Annotated in this window: 22 protein-coding genes; 16 read left to right on the top strand and 6 right to left on the bottom strand. The window is 39.6% G+C overall.

The window, feature by feature from the left end:
* Positions 1–13 precede the first annotated feature (13 nt).
* From murJ to truA, 9 genes are read left to right on the top strand one after another with little or no spacing between them, the layout of a single operon-like run.
* Entirely contained in the window at positions 14–1,417 is a 1,404-nt protein-coding gene (gene murJ / locus JG735_RS04685; RefSeq protein WP_201335666.1) for a murein biosynthesis integral membrane protein MurJ, read from the top strand.
* Positions 1,401–2,798 (top strand): cysteine--tRNA ligase, encoded by a 1,398-nt coding sequence (gene cysS / locus JG735_RS04680; protein ID WP_201335665.1) that lies wholly within the window; start codon positions 1,401–1,403, stop codon positions 2,796–2,798. The genes murJ and cysS overlap by 17 nt, the downstream gene beginning before the upstream one ends.
* Positions 2,795–4,504 carry an ABC transporter ATP-binding protein gene (locus JG735_RS04675; RefSeq protein ID WP_201335664.1) on the top strand — a complete coding sequence of 570 codons (1,710 nt, stop codon included), beginning with the start codon at positions 2,795–2,797 and terminating at the stop codon, positions 4,502–4,504. Before cysS ends, JG735_RS04675 begins: the two co-directional genes overlap by 4 nt.
* The gene (gene glmU, locus JG735_RS04670; protein WP_201335663.1) at positions 4,501–5,799 is read left to right on the top strand and encodes a bifunctional UDP-N-acetylglucosamine diphosphorylase/glucosamine-1-phosphate N-acetyltransferase GlmU; all 1,299 of its coding nucleotides are present in this window, start codon (positions 4,501–4,503) and stop codon (positions 5,797–5,799) included. The genes JG735_RS04675 and glmU overlap by 4 nt, the downstream gene beginning before the upstream one ends.
* Positions 5,792–7,051: a bifunctional phosphopantothenoylcysteine decarboxylase/phosphopantothenate--cysteine ligase CoaBC gene (gene coaBC / locus JG735_RS04665; RefSeq protein ID WP_201335662.1), complete on the top strand. Its 1,260-nt coding sequence runs from the start codon at positions 5,792–5,794 to the stop codon at positions 7,049–7,051. The genes glmU and coaBC overlap by 8 nt, the downstream gene beginning before the upstream one ends.
* Positions 7,044–7,721 (top strand): di-trans,poly-cis-decaprenylcistransferase, encoded by a 678-nt coding sequence (locus JG735_RS04660; RefSeq protein ID WP_201335661.1) that lies wholly within the window; start codon positions 7,044–7,046, stop codon positions 7,719–7,721. Before coaBC ends, JG735_RS04660 begins: the two co-directional genes overlap by 8 nt.
* On the top strand, positions 7,718–8,530 hold the full coding sequence (locus JG735_RS04655; RefSeq protein ID WP_201335660.1) for an A24 family peptidase: 813 nt from the start codon (positions 7,718–7,720) through the stop codon (positions 8,528–8,530). The genes JG735_RS04660 and JG735_RS04655 overlap by 4 nt, the downstream gene beginning before the upstream one ends.
* Positions 8,523–9,539: an LptF/LptG family permease gene (locus tag JG735_RS04650; protein WP_201335659.1), complete on the top strand. Its 1,017-nt coding sequence runs from the start codon at positions 8,523–8,525 to the stop codon at positions 9,537–9,539. The genes JG735_RS04655 and JG735_RS04650 overlap by 8 nt, the downstream gene beginning before the upstream one ends.
* Entirely contained in the window at positions 9,539–10,264 is a 726-nt protein-coding gene (gene truA, locus JG735_RS04645) for a tRNA pseudouridine(38-40) synthase TruA (protein WP_201335658.1), read from the top strand. The genes JG735_RS04650 and truA overlap by 1 nt, the downstream gene beginning before the upstream one ends.
* Here truA and amrB read toward each other — a convergent pair.
* Complete coding sequence (gene amrB, locus JG735_RS04640) at positions 10,261–11,055, bottom strand: AmmeMemoRadiSam system protein B (RefSeq protein ID WP_201335657.1); 795 nt, start codon at positions 11,053–11,055, stop codon at positions 10,261–10,263. The two genes, truA and amrB, sit on opposite strands and share 4 nt — an antisense overlap.
* 49 nt (positions 11,056–11,104) lie before the next feature.
* Here amrB and JG735_RS04635 point away from each other — a divergent pair, with 49 nt between their 5' ends.
* The 4 genes from JG735_RS04635 to JG735_RS04620 are packed head-to-tail and all read left to right on the top strand — an operon-like array spanning position 11,105 to position 14,970.
* Positions 11,105–12,547 carry a glycosyltransferase family 39 protein gene (locus JG735_RS04635; protein WP_201335656.1) on the top strand — a complete coding sequence of 481 codons (1,443 nt, stop codon included), beginning with the start codon at positions 11,105–11,107 and terminating at the stop codon, positions 12,545–12,547.
* Positions 12,544–13,212 (top strand): phosphatase PAP2 family protein, encoded by a 669-nt coding sequence (locus JG735_RS04630; RefSeq protein WP_201335655.1) that lies wholly within the window; start codon positions 12,544–12,546, stop codon positions 13,210–13,212. The genes JG735_RS04635 and JG735_RS04630 overlap by 4 nt, the downstream gene beginning before the upstream one ends.
* Positions 13,178–14,116 carry a glycosyltransferase family 2 protein gene (locus JG735_RS04625; RefSeq protein ID WP_201335654.1) on the top strand — a complete coding sequence of 313 codons (939 nt, stop codon included), beginning with the start codon at positions 13,178–13,180 and terminating at the stop codon, positions 14,114–14,116. Before JG735_RS04630 ends, JG735_RS04625 begins: the two co-directional genes overlap by 35 nt.
* A complete protein-coding gene (locus JG735_RS04620; protein ID WP_201335653.1) occupies positions 14,113–14,970 on the top strand; it encodes a lysylphosphatidylglycerol synthase transmembrane domain-containing protein in 858 nt (285 codons plus the stop codon). The genes JG735_RS04625 and JG735_RS04620 overlap by 4 nt, the downstream gene beginning before the upstream one ends.
* Here JG735_RS04620 and JG735_RS04615 read toward each other — a convergent pair.
* The 3 genes from JG735_RS04615 to dsbD are packed head-to-tail and all read right to left on the bottom strand — an operon-like array spanning position 14,953 to position 18,285.
* Entirely contained in the window at positions 14,953–16,143 is a 1,191-nt protein-coding gene (locus JG735_RS04615) for a metal-dependent hydrolase (protein WP_201335652.1), read from the bottom strand. The two genes, JG735_RS04620 and JG735_RS04615, sit on opposite strands and share 18 nt — an antisense overlap.
* Positions 16,133–16,525 (bottom strand): thioredoxin family protein, encoded by a 393-nt coding sequence (locus JG735_RS04610; RefSeq protein ID WP_201335651.1) that lies wholly within the window; start codon positions 16,523–16,525, stop codon positions 16,133–16,135. The genes JG735_RS04615 and JG735_RS04610 overlap by 11 nt, the downstream gene beginning before the upstream one ends.
* Positions 16,522–18,285 (bottom strand): protein-disulfide reductase DsbD, encoded by a 1,764-nt coding sequence (gene dsbD / locus JG735_RS04605; RefSeq protein WP_201335650.1) that lies wholly within the window; start codon positions 18,283–18,285, stop codon positions 16,522–16,524. The genes JG735_RS04610 and dsbD overlap by 4 nt, the downstream gene beginning before the upstream one ends.
* Positions 18,286–18,378: 93 nt before the next feature.
* On the opposite strand from dsbD, the gene JG735_RS04600 reads away from it, so the two are divergent.
* From JG735_RS04600 to JG735_RS04590, 3 genes are read left to right on the top strand one after another with little or no spacing between them, the layout of a single operon-like run.
* Positions 18,379–20,298 (top strand): thioredoxin domain-containing protein, encoded by a 1,920-nt coding sequence (locus JG735_RS04600; protein WP_201335649.1) that lies wholly within the window; start codon positions 18,379–18,381, stop codon positions 20,296–20,298.
* Positions 20,291–20,815, top strand: coding sequence for a peptide-methionine (S)-S-oxide reductase MsrA (gene msrA / locus JG735_RS04595; RefSeq protein ID WP_201335648.1), 525 nt, complete (start codon positions 20,291–20,293; stop codon positions 20,813–20,815). Before JG735_RS04600 ends, msrA begins: the two co-directional genes overlap by 8 nt.
* The gene (locus tag JG735_RS04590; protein WP_201335647.1) at positions 20,812–21,129 is read left to right on the top strand and encodes a hypothetical protein; all 318 of its coding nucleotides are present in this window, start codon (positions 20,812–20,814) and stop codon (positions 21,127–21,129) included. The genes msrA and JG735_RS04590 overlap by 4 nt, the downstream gene beginning before the upstream one ends.
* Here the strand turns inward: JG735_RS04590 and JG735_RS04585 are convergent.
* Together JG735_RS04585 and JG735_RS04580 are read right to left on the bottom strand one after the other, a co-directional pair.
* A complete protein-coding gene (locus JG735_RS04585; protein ID WP_201335646.1) occupies positions 21,057–21,605 on the bottom strand; it encodes a DNA-deoxyinosine glycosylase in 549 nt (182 codons plus the stop codon). The two genes, JG735_RS04590 and JG735_RS04585, sit on opposite strands and share 73 nt — an antisense overlap.
* Positions 21,602–23,197: a methyl-accepting chemotaxis protein gene (locus JG735_RS04580; RefSeq protein ID WP_201335645.1), complete on the bottom strand. Its 1,596-nt coding sequence runs from the start codon at positions 23,195–23,197 to the stop codon at positions 21,602–21,604. The genes JG735_RS04585 and JG735_RS04580 overlap by 4 nt, the downstream gene beginning before the upstream one ends.
* Positions 23,198–23,253 lie beyond the last annotated feature (56 nt).

Below are 23,253 nucleotides of genomic sequence, written 5' to 3'. Positions count from 1 at the left end.
CTATAATTGCCTAATGTTTACAAAGATATTTACCAATAGTGCCGGCATACTATTCAGTAGAATTCTTGGATTCATCAGAGATCTCTTAACCGCTTCCATTTTGGGTGCGAACATATACAGCGATATCTTTTTTATCGCTTTCAAACTGCCAAATCTCTTTCGAAGAATTTTCGCCGAAGGTGCTTTCGTACAGAGCTTCTTGCCGGCCTACACCCATTCACGTCATAAAATCCTTTTTGCAACTGCCATTTTCAAGCGTTTTTTTCTCATTTTAATCCTATTTTCTTTACTTGTAACCATCTTTTCTCCTTTTTTTACGAAATTGATCGCCATAGGGTATGATAAGCATCTCATCGACTTGGCAGCCCCCTATGTAGCGATCAACTTCTATTATCTCGATTTTATCTTCTGTGTCACATTTTTGGCAGCTCTGCTGCAATACAAAGAACATTTCGCAACAACCGCATTTTCCACTGCTCTACTCAATCTCTCTTTGATTGCCGCTTTGATACTGTTTCATAGTGCATCCAAAGAAAAAATCGTTTATGCCATGAGCATTGCCGTTTTGGTAGGTGGATTGTTGCAGTTTGCCATCCATTTGTATATGAGCCAAAAGCTTGGTATCTTGCCAAAATTTTGCAAAGGTTTTTTTGTCCAAAAAAAAGATACCATCCAAAAGGATCTTAAAAACTTCACTTCCAACTTCTTTCCTGCCATCTGGGGCAATTCAACCGCTCAAATTTCAGCTTTTTTGGATACGTGGCTGGCTACCTTTTTGCAAGCTGGAGCCATCAGTTATCTCTACTACGCCAATAGAATCTTGCAACTTCCTTTGGCTCTTTTTGCTATTGCAACAGCCACTGCACTCTTTCCAAGCGTCTCCAAAGCGATTAAAAACGGTGACGAAACAAAAGCGCTTGTCTATCTCAAAAAGAGTTTTTGGCTCCTTCTTTTTGTGCTGGGGTCTTCTATGATCGGAGGTATCATTTTGGCAAAGCCGATTATTTGGCTTTTGTTCGAAAGAGGCAGTTTCACCCATCAAGATACGCTTCAAACCGCTTTTGTTCTACAGATGTACATGATCGGTCTGCTTCCTTTTGGCCTATCCAAACTGTTTTCTTTGTGGCTATATGCCCATCAACAGCAAAAAACAGCCGCCAAAATAGCAACATATTCACTTATTACCAATATGGTTTTGTCACTGCTTTTAATCAACTTTTTAGGAGCTGCGGGACTCGCTCTTGCTTCAAGTATTTCAGGTTTTGTGCTTCTTTTTTTCAATCTCAGACTCTTTGGAAAAGAAAAATTTGCGATAGTTGCCAAAGATTCAAATGGATTGTTTGTGACACTTGCTATAATTGCACAAGCTATTTTGTATACAATTTTACTAAAGGTCCTCGATGGTTATATACGATAGTTCCAAAAAAGAGTACTGCTCCCTTGAACCACTCAAAAACCGCCACATCAAGGTCTATGTCTGCGGACCAACAGTCTATGATGATGCCCATTTAGGTCATGCACGAAGCGCAATTGCATTTGATCTGCTTAGACGCACATTAAACGCTTTGGGCTACAAAACCACATTTATGAAAAACTTTACCGATATTGATGACAAAATCATCAAAAAAATAAATGAAACCGGAAAATCTTTGCAAGAGATCACAAGCTATTACATTCAGCGCTATTTAGAAGATATGGAGGCTCTTGGCGTTCAAAGAGCCGATATCGAGCCAAAAGCCACCCAAAATCTGGATGCCATGATCGATATGATTGAGCGTCTTTTACAAAAAGGGTGCGCCTACCAAACACCGAATGGTGATATATATTTTGATACATCAAAAGATGAAAAGTACTGCACATTAAGCCATAAATGCGATGAGCAGAATTTGAGCCGTATCGAACCCAATCCCGATAAGAAAAATCCAGCCGATTTTGCACTGTGGAAAAGATGCAAAGGCGAAGAGGATGTCTGTTTCGATTCACCTTTTGGCAAAGGAAGACCAGGATGGCATATCGAGTGTTCAGCCATGATCGATAAACATCTTGCCTACCATGATACCCCTTTTCAGATCGACATCCACGCCGGAGGAGCGGATCTTCTTTTTCCTCATCATGAGAATGAAGCGGCACAGACACGGTGTGCTTGTAACCAAGAACTATCAAAATACTGGATGCATAACGGATTTGTCACCATCAGTGGTGAAAAAATGAGCAAATCTCTTGGCAACAGTTTCTTTATCAAAGATGCTTTGAAGGTATATGACGGAGAGATTTTGAGATTCTATCTTCTTTCCACCCATTACAGGTCCGATCTCAATTTTAATGAAGAGGACCTCCTTGCTTCCAAAAAGCGGCTGGATAAACTCTACAGACTCAAAAAAAGGATTTATGGAGTGCAGCCCTCCCAACCTCACAAAGAGTTTGTCGATGAACTGCTGCAAGCACTGAGTCAAGACCTCAATATTTCAAAAACCTTGGCTGTTATCGATCAGTTTATCGCTTATGCCAACGAATATCTGGATACAAATCCGAAGGATAAAGCTTTTAAAAAACAGATCGTTGCCAATATAGAGTATATCTCCAAACTGTTAGGCATTGGCCACAAAGATGCGTATAGCTATTTTCAGCTTGGAATAAGCGAAGAAGAGAAGCAAAAAATCGAAGAGCTTATTCAAAAGCGAACAATGGCAAAAAAAGAGAAAAATTTTCAACTGGCTGACAGTATCAGAGAGGAGCTTCGCTCAATGGGTATCGCGATCATGGATACACCTCAAGGGACACTCTGGGAGAAAATTTGATCAAAATATTGAAGCGCTTCGCTCCCTTTTTACTCCAATATAAACTGCAGTTTTTCATAGCGATCCTCGGCATGATCGCTGCTGCCATCGGAACCAGCGCTTCAGCATATATCGTAAAACCTGTACTGGATGATATTTTCATCAATAAAAACGAGCAAATGCTGAGTATCCTGCCATGGGTTGTCATATTTTTGTACTTTCTCAAAGGAGCGGGCCGATTTACTCAGGTCTATTTTACTGAGTATATCGGTCAAGATGTCATACGAAAGATACGCGATCAGATGCTTGACTCCATCCTCGCCATGCATATAGGCTACTTTATCAAGCAGCCATCCGGTGAACTGATCAGCCGGCTTACCAACGATATCAATCGTATCAAAAACGTCGTTGCAAATATGATTCCCGACTTTCTTCGTGAGACTATCACCATCATAGCCCTTGTAGGTGTAGTGATTTATCAAAGTCCAAAACTTGCTCTATACTTTCTTTTCATCATGCCGCTTGCGATGTGGCCTTTGAGTAAATTGGCCAAAAGAATGAAAAAGATCTCCCATCAATCCCAAGAAAAGATAGCAGATCTCACCACCCATCTTACCGAGATTTTCAACAATATCGAACTTATCAAAGCGGAAGCGAGAGAAGAAGAGGAGCTGCACAGATTTAAAAAACACAACCTCGATTTTTTTAAACTCTCGCTCAAACAGGTCAAAACAAATGAGCTTGTATCTCCTTTGATGGAGGTTCTTGGCGCACTGATCATCGCCCTTGTTATCTATACAGGAGGGCATGAAGTCATCGAAGGCCATATGACAACAGGGGAGTTTTTCTCATTTATGACAGCTCTTTTTATGCTCTATACCCCTATCAAACATGTCTCAAAGCTGTATAACTCCATCCAAGATGCATTGGCAGCTTCTGAGAGAATATTTTCTATCATCGACCTACAACCCCAAATCAGAAGTGGACACAAACCTTTTCCACCACATCCAAAAACACTCTGTTTTGAGCATGTAACATTAACGTATGACGACAAAGTGGTATTAAAAGATGTCCATTTTTGCTGTAAAAAAGATCATATAACCGCAATCGTGGGTGATAGCGGCAGCGGAAAGAGCTCTTTGGTCAATCTCTTGGTTCGATTTTATGATCCGATATCTGGAAGAGTGGTTATAGACGGTATCGACATAAAAGAGTTTGATATTTTGAGCCTTCGAAAAAATATCGCTTTAGTGACGCAGAGAGTCTATCTTTTTCAAGCCTCTATTGCTGAAAATGTTGGGGGGAGTTCATTTGATGAAACCCGTGTCATTGAGGCGCTCAAACAAGCAAACGCATGGGAGTTTGTCCAAAATCTTCCTGAAGGCATTCACACAAAACTCGATGAAAATGGTATGAATCTCAGTGGTGGACAGCGTCAGCGACTTGCCATTGCAAGGGCACTCTATAAAAATCCATCCATCATGATTTTTGACGAAGCCACCAGTGCACTGGATCCAGTAAGCGAACAGCAGATTTTTCAAACGATCCAAAAAATTTCCTTAAATCGAATCGTGATTCTTATTTCACACAATGTCCGATCCCTCACCTTTTGCGATACAATTGTAGTTATGAAAGATGGAAAAAATATTTGTCAAGGTTCTCCTAAAACGTTGCAAACATGTGATGAATATCGAAGACTTCTTATGAAAAGTGAAGGAGATAGATGAGTCTTTCTGTCGTCATTTTGGCTGCGGGACAAGGAACCCGAATGAAAAGTTCTTTGCCCAAAGTTTTACACACTATCTGCGGTCGTCCTATGATATGGCATATTATCAAAGAAGCCCAAAAAATCAGTGACGACATCACTGTCGTTTTGTACCATCAAGCTCAGATCATCAAAGAGTATATTCAAAAAGAGTTTGAGGGCGTCCGTTTTGTACTACAAGATCATGCAAACTATCCCGGAACCGGCGGTGCCCTTCGAAATATCTCTTTTTCCAATGAAAAAATTCTTGTCCTGAATGGAGATATGCCGCTGATTCAAGCAAAAACGCTCAAAAATTTTATCTCTATCGATGCGGACATCGTTTTAAGTGTTATCCGTATGGAGGATCCATGCGGATACGGAAGAGTCATCATCAAAAACGATGAAGTGGAATATATCGTTGAACAAAAAGATGCCAATGAAGAGGAGCTTTTGGTTTGTGAGGTCAACGCAGGCGTCTATCTTTTCAAAAAAGAGATACTGGAACGGTTTTTGCCTATGCTTTCCAATGAGAATGCGCAAAAAGAGTACTATCTCACAGACATTATCGCTTTGGCAAAAAAAGAGGGCTTTTCTATTAAACCCATTTTCGTTCCAGAAGATGAATTTCAAGGCGTCAACTCAAAGTATGATTTGGCAAACGCGGAAATTGTGATGCAAGAGCGTATCAAGAAACACTGGATGCAAGAAGGCATCACCATGCGCCTTCCGCATACAATCTACATTGAAGTGGATGTCCAGTTTCAAGGAGAATGCGAAATAGAAAACGGCGTTGTTCTGCGTGGCAAAACCCTTATAGAAAACTCTCATATAAAAGCCCTCAGCGTTGTCGAAAACAGTACCGTTCGCTACTCCACAATCGGTCCATTCGCTAGAGTTCGGCCACAAAGCATGATACAAGAGAGCCATATCGGCAATTTCGTGGAAGTGAAAAAAAGTAGTCTCAATGGTGTCAAAGCCGGACATTTGAGTTATCTTGGAGACGCGATGATTGATGAGGGAACCAATATAGGTGCCGGTACGATCACTTGCAATTACGATGGCAAAGCAAAATATGAAACGATTATCGGCAAAAATGTATTCGTTGGCAGCGATACACAACTCGTCGCGCCCGTGAAAATAGAAGATGATGTACTCATAGCAGCTGGAACGACTGTTACAAAGGATATTCCAAAAGGCGCTTTGGCGATAAGCAGAGTGCCACTGAAAATCGTGAAAGATTTTTACTACAAATTTTTTAGGAAAAAAGATGCTTGAAAATAGAAATATTTTACTGGGAGTAAGTGCCAGTATCTCCATCTATAAAGCGGTAGAGCTTCTGAGACGGTTCAAAAAGGCTGGTGCGAATGTCAAAGTGATTATGACTCCCTCGTCAAAAAAGTTTATCACGCCCCTCACCTTTGAAGCTGCCGGAAGCCAAAAAGTTCTGTGCGAAGAGAACGAAGACTGGACCAATAGAAACAACCATATCCATGTTACCGAGGATTACGAACTTTTTGTCATCGCTCCGGCAACGGCAAACACCATCAATAAACTCAGTAACGGCATAGCAGACAATCTTTTGACCCAAACGGCTCTCGCATTTGATGGTCCTAAAATTATAGCTCCTGCCATGAATACGAAAATGTACAATAATCAGTTCACCCAGGCCAGTTTCAAACTGCTCAAGCTCAATGGATACACTATCATAGAGCCTCAGACAAAAGAGCTCGCATGTGGCACGGAAGGTGAAGGTGCTCTGGCTGAGATAGAGGATATTTTTTATGAGGGAGCTAGAGCGTTATTGAAAGATCCTTTTTGGGAGGATCGCTACGTGATTGTAACAGGTGGAGGAACGAAAGAGCACATAGATGATGTTCGATCCATTACGAATGAATCGAGCGGAAAACAGGCGTGTGCCCTTGCAACAGCGCTGTATCTCAAAGGGGCAAAAGTAGAACTTATCACGACAAAACCGTGCGAAAATTTACCAAAGGGGATCGATCTATTTGCGTGTGAAACAGCACAGGAGATGTATGAACTTGTGCAAGAACGCATCAAAGTAGCCAAACGGGGCATCGTCAAAAAACCCGACCTCATCAACGATCTCACGCAACCACAGCTTATCACAAAAAAGCCATATCTCTTCATGGCGGCCGCAGTAAGCGACTATAGGCCCAAATATCCTCAAAAAGGAAAACTCAAAAAAGAACAGCTTGGTAAAGAGTGGTGCCTGGAACTTGAAGAAAATATCGATATCTTACAGTCTATCGATAAAGAAGGGATCATCGTAATCGGATTCAAAGCAGAAACCGATGAAAAAGAGGCTTTGGAAAACGCTCAAAAAATGCTTGTAAAAAAAGGGGTTGATGCGGTTTGTCTCAATATCGTCAAGCATACAACCGCTTTTGGAAGTGACATGAACCAAATCGTATTTATTACGAAAGACAAGGCAGTCCAGAGTCCCTTAAAATCAAAACTTGAACTCTCACTTGATCTTGCTACACTAGCAAAGGCGCTGGATGAATAGACCTAGACATATCGCTATCATTATGGATGGCAACGGACGCTGGGCTCAAGAAAAAGGTTTAAGTCGAACCAAAGGGCATGAAAAAGGAGCTCAGGTGGTTCGAGATATTACCAAATTTTGTACAACTCATCCAGAGATTGAGGTTTTAACCTTGTATGCTTTCAGTACAGAAAACTGGAAGCGACCCAAACAAGAGGTCGATTTTCTAATGCGACTTTTAGACAGATGGCTTCAAAAAGAACTTGCAACCTATCAAGAAAATGAGATCAGGTTTGTTGTTATAGGCGATATTTCCAAATTTTCAAAAAGTCTTCAACAAAGAATCATCAAAGTCCAAGAAGCAACCAAAAGTTTTACAAAATTGACACAGGTTTTAGCCCTCAATTACGGAGGAAGAGACGAGATCATCAGAGCTTGTAAACGTGCGGCAAAAGATGATTGTGAAATTGACGAAGAGAATTTCGAGAACTATTTTGATGCAAAACTGGGTGATGTGGATATGCTCATTCGAACCGGTGGTGAGAAGCGGATCTCAAACTTTCTACTTTGGAGAATCGCTTATGCGGAGCTCTTTTTTACAGATACCTACTGGCCCGATTTTACATCGCAAGAGCTTGCAGCACTCATAGAGCAATTCAAAAAACGCCAACGAAGGTTTGGAGGGATATGATCATAGAACTTCTTTTTGCAACTATTCTGGGCTTGCTTTTTGGATCCTTTTTAAATGTCATCATACTTCGTATTCCCCAAGGCCAAAGCATCGCTTATCCTCCAAGCCACTGTCCCGCATGTACAACACAGCTCAAATGGTGGCACAATATTCCCCTCCTTTCTTGGCTTTTGCTCGGGGGAAAATGCGCGTACTGTAAAAGCCCGATTTCATTGCAATATCCTATAATAGAGCTTTTAAGCGCAACCATTTTTGCCGTAGTCTATCTCAAAAGCGGTTTTACTCTTTATGCTTTAGCTATTGCGATTGTTTTTGATCTTCTTTTGGCCCTTTCGCTCATTGACTGGCGATTCAAGGCGGTTCCTGACAGCATCAATCTCACTGCAGCCATGCTCTCTGTGTTTGCTTCTGCACATTTTCTTGACAATCTACACAATGCACTGATAATAGCTGGTATTTTGGCGATGCTTCGCTTTTTTGTAGGATATTATGTGAGCAAAAAAGAGGATGTACACATCCGAAAAAAGCTCAAAGAAACGCCCTGGCTTGCTCCTTACTATCCGAAGTTTCCTATGATAGAAGCAATGGGAGAAGGAGATATAATCGTAGGATTCACTCTTGGAGCGATCCTTGGAGTCCAACTGAGCTTTGTCTCTTTTTTCTTAGCAGCACTCATAGCCTTGCCGTTTTCCCTCGCTTTTCGGTATCAAAAAGCGGATAGAGAACTCCCTTTTATCCCTTTTTTAGCTCTTGGAGGATTTATCGCTTACCTATTTGGCAATGAAATCTTAGGAGTCATCAGTGCCTAAACTGTTACGATATCTGGGAAATCATCTGTATGAATCTTTTCTTTCCTATTTCTTGCCACTCTTTAGTATCGCCTCCCTTATATTTTTTATCAAAATCGTATCATTGACAAGTATTGTCCAGCTCTCTTTGGGCGACCTCGCAAAACTGTATATTTTTATAACTCCACAAATTCTCTTTTTTACTGTTCCCGTGGTATTTTTCATTGCAGCAGTCACAGCGTTGCATAAACTCTCTTTTGATTATGAAACGATCGCCTTTTTTTCACTTGGAATCTCTCCGGTTACGATCATGCGTTATTTGACTCTTTTAGCCGTATTATTGAGTATGCTGCTGAGTATCGTTGCTTACATTTTAATACCCCAAGGTAAACAATTGGAAAAAGGTTTCTACCGCTACAAAAAAACAGAAGCCAATATCAACCTCAAACCGAGTGAATATGGTCATAAATTTGGAAGCTGGTTTGTATACGTCCAAAAGAAAGACAAAAACAATTTTTTTAAAAATGTAGTTTTATACAATTTCAATACTTCCCGGGAGCGATTTATTACATCGCAAAAGGCGACTTTTGACAACAGTCAATATGGTTTGAAATTGACTCTTTATAATGGAAATGCCTATACATATAAAAAAGGATCGCTCGATCAAATCTCTTTTAAAAAAATGGATCTTTTTGACACATCAACATCATACTATTTTCAATATATCGATCCAATGCATTACTGGGAGAAAGCATTTTCGAATAAGCAAAGAGCTTTTGATATGCTCTTTTTTCTTTGGATCACTCTTCTTCCAATCCTTGGTATGCCTTATGCCGGTATGATTGGCATTCATCATCCAAGATACCATAAAGGAGGGGTTTTTTTAAAAGTGTTTTTGGTGCTCTTTTTCTATTTTGGTTTTGCTTTTTTACTCAGTAAAACCCTCTCTTTCTTTTCGCCAATGATCATGGCAATATGGTTTTTCGGCGGTATTTATCTTTTTCACAAAACAGTTATGAGTAGGTACTGATGCGCATTAAAGCGGTAATCTCTTATGATGGCAGCAGATTCGACGGATTTCAGATACAAAAGCATACGACAAATACCGTCATGCATCATCTTTATAATGCTTTGCATCGGGTAGGAATAGAAAGCAAAATAGTCGGAAGCGGAAGGACCGACAAGGGCGTCCATGCAACTGCTCAGGTGATCCATTTCGACCTTCCCTCATATTGGAGCGATCTTGAAAGACTCCAAACACGGCTCAATAACACACTGCACCCCTATATCCACATCAAAAGAGTCGTATCGGCACCAAATGATTTCCACGCACGATACAGTGCAAAACGAAGAGCTTACCGATATCTTTTGAAAAAAAGTAAACCAAGTGTATTTGAAAATGCTTACGTACATTATGTTTCCAATCTCGATATAGAGACAATAAAAAAGAATATTTCCCTTTTTGAGGGACAGCATGATTTTGCCTATTTCATGAAAACAGGCAGTGATACAAAAAGTTCTTTGCGAAGGATCTTTAAAACGGCTCTGTATGAAAAAGATGACTTATATGTTCTTTATTTTGAAGGAGACGGATTTTTACGAGCACAAATCCGGCTTATCATGGATGCTTTGATAAAACTTGGCAAAGGAGAGCTCAAACCTGAGCAGATAATCGATCAGCTTGCCTGCAAAGAACGATATACCTCAACCCTGGCTCCCCCCAATGGCCTTTATCTGTGTAAAATTATCTATTAAAGAAATGCCGCACTCATATATCCAACTACGGAACTTGTATCTCCACTTGCATCGGCACTGGTTCTATAATCCAAAATCCTAGGTTTTAGTCCTAGATCTTTTGCGGCTAAAACAATTGCTTCTACTCCGATTTTTCCGCAAGCTTCACAGCCGTTATGGAGTTCTGCAACATCAAGCTCAGCAACCCCTTGCAAACAGTGCATATCAAGCTCTTTTGCTTTGGAAAGAGGATAGTAGTGGCTTAAATCTGTACTGATAACCACAACATTTTGAGGATCACTCAATACCTCTTCACATATCATGGCAACATTTCTTGGATCCACATCCCCATAGACCAGCTCAATTACCCTGGCATCCGGCAAATAGTGATGAATAAAAGGCATTTGCACTTCAGTGCTGTGTTCTTGATGGGCTTCGGGTACAAAACCGATACCATATTTTTGTGCCAGCATTTCTAAATAGGTCCTATCAATCAAAAGATCTCCACAAGGCGTCTCGAAAGCGTCATAAAAACTCCCACTTACACCACTGAAATAAACTCTATGACTAGGACCTATGACAACTACTCTCTTAGCATCTGTATTTTGCAAGAGCCTATGGGCGACATTGGCCGTAAATCCGCTGTACACATACCCGGCATGTGGGGAAATAATCGCTCTAGGTCTCAAAGAAAAATAGCTTTGATCTTCTATCGCTTTGTCCAAAATGGAGTTGAATTGCGCTATCATACTCTCAATTGATCCACACTCTGCTGGATAAAATGCTCCGGCAACACTCATCATCCGTTTCATGAATCACTCCTATTTGTGTATAATTGCATCAAAATAATCAAGGTTTTTTATGCCTAAGAGCAACTTCAAAAAACTCTTAATCATTATCATTATAATACAAATCTACAGATTTTTTGTGCTACTAAACGCACAGATTGATCTATACGTCGACGAAGCATATTACTGGGAATGGAGCAAAAACTTAAGTTTTGGCTACTACTCGAAGCCTCCTATGATCGCATGGATAATAGCGCTCTTTACATCCTTTTGCGGTGATTCGCAAATCTGTATCAAACTCCCGGCACTCATTTTTCATCCTCTTAGTGCAATAATCATCTACTTGATCGGGAAAAAACTCTTTGATGAGAGCGTAGGATTTTGGAGCGGAGTTGCTTACATTACACTTCCTGCAGTATCACTGAGTTCTATGATCATTTCTACAGATGTACTACTTCTCTTTTTTTGGAGTACAACGCTTCTTTTTTTCATAAAAGCTTTGGAAAGTGACAGCTGGAAATATTGGCTTGGAGCAGCTTTGTTTGCAGGATGTGGATTACTCACCAAATATACGATGATAATTTTTGTCTTGAGTGTCTTTTTCTATCTTCTTTGGATACGAAGCCGCCATCTCAAAAATCCGAAACTCTATATTACTATGGTTCTTGCAGCACTGATTTACCTGCCAAATCTGATATGGAATGCTCGACATCAATTCATCACATTCGTCCATACCAAAAATTTGAGTGAAATTGATCAAAGTTCCCATTTTCATCTCGATAAACTCTTCGAATTTCTAGGTGCACAGTTTTTTGTGTTTGGTCCCATCTTTTTCGGTGTTTTTTTGTATCTCATTGTTCGTCCTAAAATGATCGACAATCGATACAAACTTTTGTATGCATTCGCCATACCTTTTTTAGCAATAATCTCTTTTCAAGCTTTTCTGTCCAAAGCATTGGCCAACTGGGCTGCTCCCACATATGTAGCAGCCACTCTTTTAGTCGTAGCCTATTTGCTCCATAGGCATCATACAAAACTGTTAAAGCTAGGTATATTGGTTAATATTGTATTGGCACTTATCTTTTATCATTACCATGCATTGACTCACACATTCCATATAGAACTTACGAAAAAAAATGATCCATACAAAAGAGTTACCGGATTTCATCAACTGGCTCAAAAACTTCAATCCATCGTACAAAAATATCCAAAGACAAAGCTGTTATTTGATGATAGAACGACAATGGCCGAGATGATCTACTACCTCAAGCCCCACCCATTTGACGCAGTGATGCTCAATCCCACCCATCACATAGGAAGTCAATTTCACTTAACAACAGATTTGCAAAAACATAAAGGCGAGGATTTTATCTACATCACAAAATTTCCGATAAATAAAGCCGCAAAATATTTTAAAAATTCGAAGCTGTTGGCAAAAATAGAAATACCTCTGTATAAAGATTACAAGCGAGTCTATTATGTCTATTATCTGAAACAATTCAAAGGCTACCAGTGAGAATAGTTGGACTGTTGATTGCAGGATGTTTCATCTTTTGGCTTTTTCCCCAAATTGATCTGTGGTTCTCTTCTCTTTTTTTCAAAAATGGGATCTTTTTCCTAAAAGACCAATACATGCTTCATATCATCTATAAAGCTACAATGATTCTCATCACACTTTTCACTCTTGCCATTTTCATGCTTTTTGTTATAGAACTTCTTTTTAAAAAGGAGTGGATTAGCAAAAAAATTTTGGTATACCTCCTGCTTGTTCTACTCATAGGACCAGGACTTATCGTCAATGTTGTCTTTAAAAACCATTTTGGAAGAGCCAGACCTTCTCAGATCGAACAGTTTGGAGGAACGAAAAAGTTCACGCCGGCACTGCAAATTGCCGATCAGTGCAAAAAAAACTGCTCCTTTAGCAGTGGGCATGCCGCAGCAGCCTTTTATTTCTTAGCCCTTATCCCTCTTTTTCGGGGAAGAAAAAGAAAAATAATTGCTGCTCTTGCTATAATTTGGGGAAGCGTTGTAGGGCTTGTGCGTATCGCACAGGGAGGACATTTTTTGAGTGACGTCTACTGCAGCGCAGTTGTCGTATATTTTGTCAGTATTATTGTATATTACCTACTTTTTGAAAGGAAACAGCATGAAACTTTCGGTGGTCATACCGGTTATGAATGAAGAAGAAAATATCGAACCTTTGATGAAAGCTTTAAAAGAAGCATTGCAAGGTTTAGACTATGAACTTATTTTCGTCGATGACGGTTCAACGGATGGAACTGTCGAAAAGATCAAAGAGCTAGCCGATGAAAGAACAAAACTGATCGTATTTAATAGAAACTTTGGTCAAAGTCTCGCCATGGCTGCGGGTATCGATGCGGCCACCGGAGATGTGATAGCGACAATCGATGGAGATTTGCAAAACGATCCAAGAGATATCCCGTTGATGCTGGAAAAGATGCAAAACGAAGGTTGGGATGTGGTTGCAGGCGTTCGAGCCAATCGACAAGATGGATTGGTCCTTCGCAAAATCCCCAGCAAAATCGCCAACTGGATCATTCGACGAAGTACAGGAGTCTATCTGCACGACTATGGATGTACGCTGAAGCTTTTTAAAAAGGATGTGGCTAAAAACTTGGGGCTTTATGGTGAGCTTCATCGGTTCATTCCAGTCCTTGCGAAACTGTATGGTGCGAAAATGACAGAGATGGATGTGCGCCACCACCCTAGACTACATGGGGAAAGTAAATATGGAATTGGCAGAACATTTAAAGTCATCAGTGATTTGATGCTTATGCTCTTTTTTCAAAAATATGGCACAAAACCGATGCATCTTTTTGGAACCCTCGGATTTGGTATGTTTGGGATAGGAATGCTTATCAATTTCTATCTCTTTATGCTCAAACTTTTTGGCCACGACATCGGTGGACGACCCCTTTTGATACTCGGAGTTATGCTTACTCTTGGCGGTATCCAACTGATCACTACAGGATTTTTGGCAGAAATCATGATGCGAACCTATTATGAATCGCAAAATAAAAAGCCTTATGTGATCAAAGAGATTTATGAAGGCTCAAAATCTTGAGAAAAAAAATCAAGACATTTCTTAAAATCGGCATCTCTTTTGGCCTTCTTCTTTTCGTTCTTTCTCAAATCGATATCAATAAACTGCTCGCTACACTGCAAAAAAGCAATCCATGGTGGCTTCTTGCAGCATTTGTCTTTTTCAATCTCTCAAAAATTATCAGCTCTGTTCGCCTCAACTACTATTTTAAAGATATAGGAGTCTATCTGAAAGAGAAAGATGCACTGATTTTATACTATGTGGGAATGTTTTACAACCTCTTTTTACCGGGTGGCATCGGTGGAGATGGATATAAAATCTATCTGTTGCAAAAAGTTCATGCGCCTGGAGTCAAAGAGCTTATCCAGGCTACACTGCTCGATCGATTAAGCGGACTTGCCGCTTTGTTATTTCTTGCCGGTACTCTTTTTCTTTTCAGTAGCTATGCTGCTCTCTACCCGCCGCTTGCATGGTTGGCTTTGGCAGGAGCCATTTTGGTCTATCCAATCTTTTTATTCTTACATAAAACGATTTTCAAAAGGTTTCTTACCTACATCGTTCAAACCACGCTGCTTGGACTCTCAGTCCAGATACTGCAACTCCTTTGCGCTTTCTCTTTAGTGTACGCTCTTGGAATTTCGCAGCATCTCATAGACTATCTCACACTCTTTCTTATCTCAAGTGTCGTTGCGGTTTTGCCTTTGACTATAGGCGGTGTCGGAGCAAGAGAGTTTACCTTTTTGTATGGTCTGAAACTTCTTCATCAAGATCCATCAACCGGTATCGCTTTTAGTTTCCTCTTTTTTATGATTACTGCCATTTCATCGGCAATAGGCCTCTTTTTCGTTCACAATCCTTTACAACTCAATGAGTGACCCTTTTTTAATAACCGCCTCTACTTTTCCATCCAACTCCTCTTCATAAAGAGTCGGTACATCAACTTTGGTCTTTGCATTTGGATCAAATATCACTAGATCAGCTTCATATCCAGGAGTTATCTGTCCCACTTTTTTTTCTATGAAGCAGGCCGGATTTGCACTGGTCAGTTCTGCAAATTTTGTAACTTTTATGATATTCGACTTTACCAACTTGGTATAGAGTAAAGGGAGATAATAGGAAATGGATGATATGCCAAATGCTGCCTCATCAAAGCTGATATCTTTATGCACATTCGATTTTGGCGAATGCAGTGATGTCAAAAGATCGATTTTCCCAGCTTGCAAAGCTTTTACCAAAGCTTCCCTCTCCTCCTCCTCACGTAATGGAGGCGATATTTTTGCCAATGTATTGTACTCTTTGCAGCTCTCATCATTTAAAAGCAGATGGTGAATACTTACCTCGGCAAAACACTTTCTGCTTTTTGCAATTCTTTCCAAACTTTTTGCAGTTGAGACATTTTTAAATAAAACACCAACACCGTAATGCTCACTATATTCTATAATTTTGGCTACTTCTGCAATCTCTTCGAGTTTGTCGATTCCTCCTAAACCAAGTTCAAATGAGACTCTCCCTTCATTCATGACACCCACATCTCGAAAAACACTGTTTTTGGGCTCTATAAAGATTGGAACTTGCAGCATTTTTGCATACTCAAAAACCCTAGCCATCAAGTACGGATTGATATCCGAAGTTGTATAGATTCCTTTTGCGCCGTGCTTGAAAAGCACCGATATCTCGCTGAGTTTATCTTCGTCTTGCAATGCCAATACAACTGGGACGATTTCATCATTTGTTTGCTGGGAACAGATGAAATCCAGTGCAATCTCATTGCAAATAGGCGGCTCGCTATCAGGTACTAAGGCGATTGTAGTAACACCACCTTTTCTGGACTCATCGATGCATTTTTTAAGATTGGAGGAGTTGATCTTATCGTCATGTATGCGTACATTCAAATCTATCAGACCGGGCATTACCATTTTCCCGCTGCAATCAATTACCTCTTCATCACGAAATCCGGTGCCTATCTTTTCGATTCGACCGTTTTTGATCAAAATGTCTGCCTGAAGCTCTTTATCAAAATCAACAATATGCGCATTTTTAATGAGCATACTTCTCCTTAATCTCTTTGAGTTTTTCCAAAAAGACTTTTGCCGTAGCGCCACCGACCAGTGCTCTTGTAAGTCTCTCTCCTTTTTCATTTAAAAAGTAAAATGTTGGTGTTCCATATGCTTTGAGATTATATTTTGGAGCATCTTTAAGTTTTATCTTTAAAGGAATAAAGTTGTTCTCGACATATTCGGCCAGCTCTTCGTTTTCAAAAGCCACATCATCCATATATTGGCATGTGATACAGTTTTTTTGACTGATCATCACCATGATCGGTTTATGCTCTTTTTTAGCAAGTTTGAGCGCTTTTTCGTAAGATTCTATCCAATCAAACTCTGCTGCAAAGAGTGCAACAGCAAAAAGTAGTACTAAAAGCTTTTTCATCGGTATCTCCTTTTTACTTCTTCAAGTATACTCAAAAACTCTTTAGGATTCTTAAATCCCACAATACGAAGAGAGCGTATCTCCTTACCGTTTTTATCAAAAAAGAGAATCGCCGGTGGACCAAAAATGCCAAAACGCTTCATAAAAGCTTTATCTTCTTTTGAGTTGTCGCTCACATCTAGCCTTAAAGCCAAGAATTCCTTTCGTAATGCAGCCTGTACTTTTGGATCTGCAAAGGTGATCTCTTCAAGCTCTTTACAGCTTGCGCACCATTTTGCGGTAAAATCCAAAACAACCGGTTTATCGGCATTTTTCAATAATTTTTGAAATTCATCAAAGCTTTGTACCTCCTGAAAAAGTGGTTTTTGTGATGTTGAAACCTCTGTTATAGCTCCTTTCGTTTTCAAAACTTTCAAAGGATCCAAAGGGTTGCTGGCTCCCGTGAAACTTCCAATCATCAAAAAGATCCCATAGACAAAAAGAACGATACCAATGCTTTTCTTAAGATACACAAACCAATGAGCACCTTTTTCTATTCCTTCCAAAGTTCTCATATAAACTGCACTTCCTATAAAAAGCATAGCCCACAAGAAAAGAGAAATAGAATCAGGAAGTATACGTGACAGCATCCAGATGGCAACACCGAGCATCACTACGCCAAATACAGCATTGACCGCCTGCATCCATCCACCTGGTTTTGGCATGAGTTTGCCAGCACCAGTACCTACCAATATCAGTGGCATACCCATCCCAAGGCTCATAAAAAAGAGAGCCGCTCCACCAAGCATTGCATCGCCTGTTTGACCGATATAGATAAGTGCTCCAGCCAGTGGCGGAGCCACACAAGGCCCAACGATCAATGCAGAAAGAAAACCCATGATCGCTACACCGATTAATCCACCCTTGTGACTAGCCTCATCACTTTTTTGCGCTATTTTAGTCTGCCAGGAAGCCGGAAGCCCTATTTCATAAAACCCAAACATACTCAAAGCCAGTGCTACAAAGACGGCGGCAAACAGAACAATCGCTACAGGATTTTGCAAAGCTGCCTGTAGATTTGCTCCAAATAACCCGGCAAGCACTCCTGCTATCGTATAGGCAATAGACATCGCCAATACATAAACAACCGAATAGAGAAACGCTTTTTTGGTATTCATATTTTTCGCGCCAACGATTAACGAAGAAAGAATAGGAAACATCGGAAAGACACAAGGAGTGAGTGCCAGCAAAAATCCAAATCCAAAAAAGGTTGCAAGAATCACACCGATCGACTGCGTTTTTAGTGTTTGTGTTATCGACAACTCATCAGAGAGCTCTTCACTCTTTTTTGTTTTCTCTTGAGATGCATTTGGGATAGAAAATGTAAATATTTTTTTCTGAGGAGGATAACAGATGCCAACTTCGTTACACCCTTGATAATCAAATTCGACCTTAATCTTACCGGTATCGAATTCCTGTATTGGGATCGCAATAGTAAGATTACCCTCGTAAACCTTTTCTCCATGCAGTTCTATCGGTTTGGGAAGATACTTTTTGATAGCAATCTCTTTTCTTTCCGGCTCAATCTGCATAAGCTTAAAATATTTTTGATACAGATAGACTTTGGGAGCCATCTGAACAGTTATTTTGATCTTATCTTTTTGTACTTGTAGATTTGGTTTGTAGGCTTGTTCAACAGGGACAATCTTGACTTCCTGGTCCACAAAACCAAAAGCCAACAGCGAGGAAACTATGAAAATGGTGTATAATAGAAAACGCATGAAAAACTCCTGCAATTAATTTGTGAGGCTGGCAATATTTTAACCTAAAACTATTTATGTTTTATAAATAAAAAAAACTAATGAAGGGCATTTATGGCAAATAGACTTGAAAATGAGAAATCACCCTATTTACAGCAACACAAAGACAATCCTGTCGATTGGTATCCATGGGGTGAAGAAGCATTCCAAAAGGCAAAAAAAGAGAACAAACTCATCTTTTTATCTATCGGGTACAGTAGCTGCCACTGGTGCCATGTGATGGAAAAAGAGGTTTTTGAGAACGAAGAAGCTGCAAAAGTGTTGAATGAGCACTTTGTCAGTATCAAAGTAGATAGAGAAGAACGGCCAGATATCGATAAATATTATCAAGAGGTGTATCAGCTACTCAATCAAAGACCCGGGGGATGGCCTCTTTCGATATTTATGACTCCAGATAAAAAACCCTTCTATGCAGCAACTTATATTCCCCTGCAACCAAAATATGGTATGCCAGGATTTATCCAGCTTCTTCAAAACATGGTAGAGGTCTTTGAAAAAAAACCGCAGGATATCGAACATCAGGCACAAGAGGTTCTTCGTTTCATGAAACCGGCAAACCCGCAAAAGGCTGTACGCTTCGATGAAAGCATTGCCCAAAAATTTGTTGAAGCTACGAAACGATTTTTTGATCAAAACCATGGAGGATTTGGAAGCAAACCAAAATTTCCCCACACATCCACCATCAATACCCTTTTGGATGTCTACCGCCTAACTGGAAACAAAGAAGCGTTACATATGGCTACATTTACTTTGGACAATATGGCCAAAGGGGGTCTTAGAGACCTTGTGGATGGTGGGTTTTGTAGATACAGCGTCGATGAGAAATGGCTTGTACCACACTTTGAAAAGATGGCCTATGATAATGCCTTGTTGATGGAGAGCTATCTGAAAGCCTACCACACAACGAAAAATGAGACATATAAGCAGATCGCTTTTGAAACAGCCGATTTTATCGCCGAATACATGAGCCAAAAGGGGCTGTTTTTCAGTGCAAGTGATGCAGACAGTGAAGGAGTTGAGGGAAAATATTTTGTCTATAGCTATGATGAGGTTGTCCAAAAACTTCAAGAGGATGGTTTTAGCGATGAAGAAATCCAGACTGTACTTCAAAAACTGGGTATTACAAAATCTGGAAATTTTGAGGGAAAAAATATCCTAAGAAGTGAAGAACTAGAACTTTGTGCAACAAGTAAAAGAGCCTTACAAACCTTAAAAGAGCTGCGAAAACAAAGATGCTATCCATTTATCGATAAAAAGATCATTACTAGCTGGAATGCGATGATGATCAAATCATTGTATATCGCAAGCCGCATTGATGCAAAATATTTTGAAATAGCCGAAGAGTCACTGCAAGCGCTTCTTGATACGATGCTTATAGACGATCATCTCTATCATGCGACGCTCATAGGCGAAAAACCAATAATTCGTGCTTTTTTGGAAGATTACGCCTATTTGGCTACTGCTTTGCTTGAAGCTTACAAAACAACACTTAATGAAGAGTACCTTGCAAAAGCAAATCTTTTAGTCAATGACGCACTTGTAAACTTTTTTGATGAGGGACGCTGGTACTTTAGCAAAGGTGAAATCGTAACAGAAGCAGAACACACAGACACCTCCTATCCAAGCAGTGCCGCAGTCATAGTCGATGCAATGCTGACCCTTGGTACAATTTTAGATCCAAAATATATTCAGTTTTCTTTCTTATCGATCGAGTTTTACAGTGAAAAAATCTACAAGTATCTTCCTTGGTCGGCGAAATTTGTCGAAGATATCTTGCGATTTGTCTATCAAGATCGCGTCATCAAGGCAAATGAAAAAAATCTTATCCAGTGCATTGGATCCATCGACTTTGTCAAATACCCTTTTGTTCTTGTAAAAGAGGAGGAGATGGAGGGATTCATGCTTTGTGACCGTGCAAAATGTTTTTCTCAAAGCAATTCGTGCGATTCTATCCTAAAGGTTATCGATGAGTGAGAGTGCGATACTTGGTGGAGGATGCTTTTGGTGCCTTGAGGCTATTTTTCAAAGAGTCAAAGGGGTCAAAAAAGTTACAAGCGGATATGCGGGTTGTAGAAAGCCAAACCCAACATATGAACAGGTATGTACCGGAGTAACCAAATGTGCCGAGGTTGTAAAAATTGACTTTGATCCAAAATCTATTAGTTATGAAGAACTGCTTCACATTTTTTTCGCCGTGCATGATCCTACACAGCTCAATCGACAAGGCGCCGATATCGGAACACAGTATCGCTCTGTCATTTTTCCCCTAAATGAAGAACAAAAAGAAAGTGCCAAAAAAGTGATACAAAAACTCAACCCCTATTTTGATAACTCAATAGTCACTACCATAGAAGATCCAGGTACTTTTTATGAAGCAGAGGAGTATCATCAAAACTACTATAATACCCATCCAGAACAAGGATACTGCCAAATGGTTATTGCTCCTAAAATCAAAAAATTCATGAATAGATTCCAAAAGTATGTGAAATGACAAAGTTTGCCTTTTTATTAGCTCTACTTTTTATTATTGGCGTTATTAAAATAATCAATGAGTATGAAGGAGATAAAAGAAAGTTTCTACTCGATCTTTTTCTTCTTCTTTTTTTACTTTCCGCTACAGGGTTTAGCAAATATGCAAGAGTCTATCTTCCCCTTTTTGTCGCACACATTGTGGCACTCTTTTTCGCATGGGGATGGTTCTATATCTATCTCTTCAAAAAAACAAGCAAAATCTACCCCGTTTTTTTCCCACTTGTTACGATTGCACTCTTTTTCTTATTAGCAGAAGCAGCCTCATCGATGTAATCGAGTATTTTTTTCCACTTTTGCACTTTCTCTTCCAATGACATAGCCCTATATGCAGGCGATGGGGACGGAAGATAATATCGTGGAATATTCAAAAAAGAAAAATGTTTTTCAAAAAGTTGCTGAGATTTTCTTCCAGTAAAAAAGATTGCCTGGATATTTGGATATGTTTCCAATATCTTTTCGATGTCATTGACTTCTATAGAAGAGAGTGAGCTATCCAAGGAGTTTTCTCTTTTACACCCTTTCACCATATCCCACAAAGCGATATGGTGTCTTTTTAAAAACTCCTTTTTCTCTTCAAGTGTATCTGGAACCTTTTGCTTAAAAACGGCTGCAATTATCTTCCAAAACTGGTTTTGTAGATGACCGTAGTAAAAACCGTTTTCAAAGGAAGCGAAACTCGGGAATGAGCCCAAAATCAAAACTTTGGACTCATTATCGATGAACGGCTCGAAGGGATGGATCTCTTTCATGTTTTAAAATGGTTGATCATCGCTTCAAGATCTTTGGTTGACTGCAACAGTTCGTTTGCCAAAGAAGCGATCTCATTGATATCGGATTTATTGCTCTCAGAAAGCTCTGCCAAATGGGATATTTTAGCTGCAATAGATTCGATAGTTTGAGAAATTTCAACAGAATTTGCATAGGAGACTTCACTCTTTTTCGCACTTTCATTGAGATTTTGCGAAAGCTGCTGTATGATGGTTGTCGAAACTTGATTTTTTTGCACAAGACTTTTCATATGTTTAGAGTTTTGATCGATAAATGTATGGGATTTTTTGATGCTGTCAATAATATTTTTGATGATATTTGTAATCATTTCTAACTCTTTTTGCGTCCTCTCTGCCAGCTTTCTTACCTCATCTGCAACAACGCTGAATCCTTTTCCATGCTCTCCAGCCCTTGCAGCTTCAATAGCGGCATTGAGTGCTAAGAGATTCGTTTGCGCTGCAATTTCAGAAATGATATCTGCTACATGTTCAACTTCTTTGATCTGTTTTTCCAAAATCTCGAAATTTTTGTTGATACTCTCTTCTGTTTGTGAAGTGACATCGATCGTTTTAGAAATTTCATTGATATTTTCCATCACTTCATCCATCTTCTTCGTAGCATCAAGTATTTTTTCTCTTGCCTCTTTCGCCATAGCCTCGTTGTATTGGCTCTTCTCTTTAATCTCATTCGCTAGTTGGACACTCTCATTGGCCTGTTTGGACTCTTCCATAGCTCTGTTTAAAAGATCTGTCGATATTTTATCGATATTCTGCGCTACATCTACTACATTACCAAGCTGATCTTTTGTTTTTTGTATCGTTTGAGCAATTTTGGCAATGAATCTGTTAAGATACATTGTCGCAATTCCTATTTCGTCGGATGACTCTTCAGGAAGTCGTTTGGTGAGATCGCCTTCCCCTTCGGCAATATCTTTTGCAACTTCATCGAGCCTTTCAACAGGACGTAAAATGCTTGTTCCCGTAATATAGTTGATAAAAATCAAAACGGCAATAACTATACCTCCTAAAATGATAAGCAGATAGAAAAATTTTCTTTTGAGCTGCTCATAGTAGTCTGCTTTGTTCGTTCCAGGAACCACCCAGACTCCCCACGGTTTGATATAGCGAAACGCCGCTATTTTATGTTGACCTGTTGCGGCTGAAACATACTCATAAATCCCTCCTTGTGGATGGGTGCGGATATAGTCTACATAATCGTGTCCCGCAAAATTTTTTCCCTCTTTTTTAAAGTGAACAACAAAAGTCCCTTTTTTATCTACAAAATAGACATATCCGCTTTTACCTATTTTTATCTTATATATCTGCTTTCGAAACTCTGGATCGTTGATAGCTTCTGGCATTACTTTGGCTATATAATTGATCGTTTTTTCAAGAGCATCTGCAACGGAATTGATATCTTGTTTCATCACATCTTTTATCTCATTGATTGCTATAAAATAACTGATACCTATAGTGACTAAAAAAGCGCCTATTGAAAGGACAAGATTGATGATAAATTTTGATTTGATGGATTTGCAAACGAAGAAGCGCCTGTTACAAACAGTATTTGCCATAGGAGTCCTTTTTGGCCATTTGCGTACTATAATAATAAATTTTTATTTAAGTTAAA

It is taken from the genome of Nitratiruptor sp. YY08-10, assembly GCF_016629565.1.
Taxonomy (GTDB): Bacteria; Campylobacterota; Campylobacteria; order Campylobacterales; family Nitratiruptoraceae; genus Nitratiruptor.
The sequence above is the reverse complement of the archived record's forward strand: the minus strand, read 5'-3'. Positions and strand labels throughout refer to the sequence as shown.

Bases quoted from the DNA above. Each gene is read 5' to 3' on its own strand.
- murJ (WP_201335666.1), top strand. From the start codon at position 14: ATGTTTACAAAGATATTTACCAATAGTGCCGGCATACTATTCAGTAGA.
- cysS (WP_201335665.1), top strand. From the start codon at position 1,401: ATGGTTATATACGATAGTTCCAAAAAAGAGTACTGCTCCCTTGAACCA.
- glmU (WP_201335663.1), top strand. From the start codon at position 4,501: ATGAGTCTTTCTGTCGTCATTTTGGCTGCGGGACAAGGAACCCGAATG.
- coaBC (WP_201335662.1), top strand. From the start codon at position 5,792: ATGCTTGAAAATAGAAATATTTTACTGGGAGTAAGTGCCAGTATCTCC.
- JG735_RS04660 (WP_201335661.1), top strand. From the start codon at position 7,044: ATGAATAGACCTAGACATATCGCTATCATTATGGATGGCAACGGACGC.
- JG735_RS04655 (WP_201335660.1), top strand. From the start codon at position 7,718: ATGATCATAGAACTTCTTTTTGCAACTATTCTGGGCTTGCTTTTTGGA.
- truA (WP_201335658.1), top strand. From the start codon at position 9,539: ATGCGCATTAAAGCGGTAATCTCTTATGATGGCAGCAGATTCGACGGA.
- amrB (WP_201335657.1), bottom strand. From the start codon at position 11,055: ATGAAACGGATGATGAGTGTTGCCGGAGCATTTTATCCAGCAGAGTGT.
- JG735_RS04635 (WP_201335656.1), top strand. From the start codon at position 11,105: ATGCCTAAGAGCAACTTCAAAAAACTCTTAATCATTATCATTATAATA.
- JG735_RS04625 (WP_201335654.1), top strand. From the start codon at position 13,178: ATGAAACTTTCGGTGGTCATACCGGTTATGAATGAAGAAGAAAATATC.
- JG735_RS04615 (WP_201335652.1), bottom strand. From the start codon at position 16,143: ATGCTCATTAAAAATGCGCATATTGTTGATTTTGATAAAGAGCTTCAG.
- JG735_RS04610 (WP_201335651.1), bottom strand. From the start codon at position 16,525: ATGAAAAAGCTTTTAGTACTACTTTTTGCTGTTGCACTCTTTGCAGCA.
- dsbD (WP_201335650.1), bottom strand. From the start codon at position 18,285: ATGCGTTTTCTATTATACACCATTTTCATAGTTTCCTCGCTGTTGGCT.
- JG735_RS04600 (WP_201335649.1), top strand. From the start codon at position 18,379: ATGGCAAATAGACTTGAAAATGAGAAATCACCCTATTTACAGCAACAC.
- msrA (WP_201335648.1), top strand. From the start codon at position 20,291: ATGAGTGAGAGTGCGATACTTGGTGGAGGATGCTTTTGGTGCCTTGAG.
- JG735_RS04590 (WP_201335647.1), top strand. From the start codon at position 20,812: ATGACAAAGTTTGCCTTTTTATTAGCTCTACTTTTTATTATTGGCGTT.
- JG735_RS04585 (WP_201335646.1), bottom strand. From the start codon at position 21,605: ATGAAAGAGATCCATCCCTTCGAGCCGTTCATCGATAATGAGTCCAAA.
- JG735_RS04580 (WP_201335645.1), bottom strand. From the start codon at position 23,197: ATGGCAAATACTGTTTGTAACAGGCGCTTCTTCGTTTGCAAATCCATC.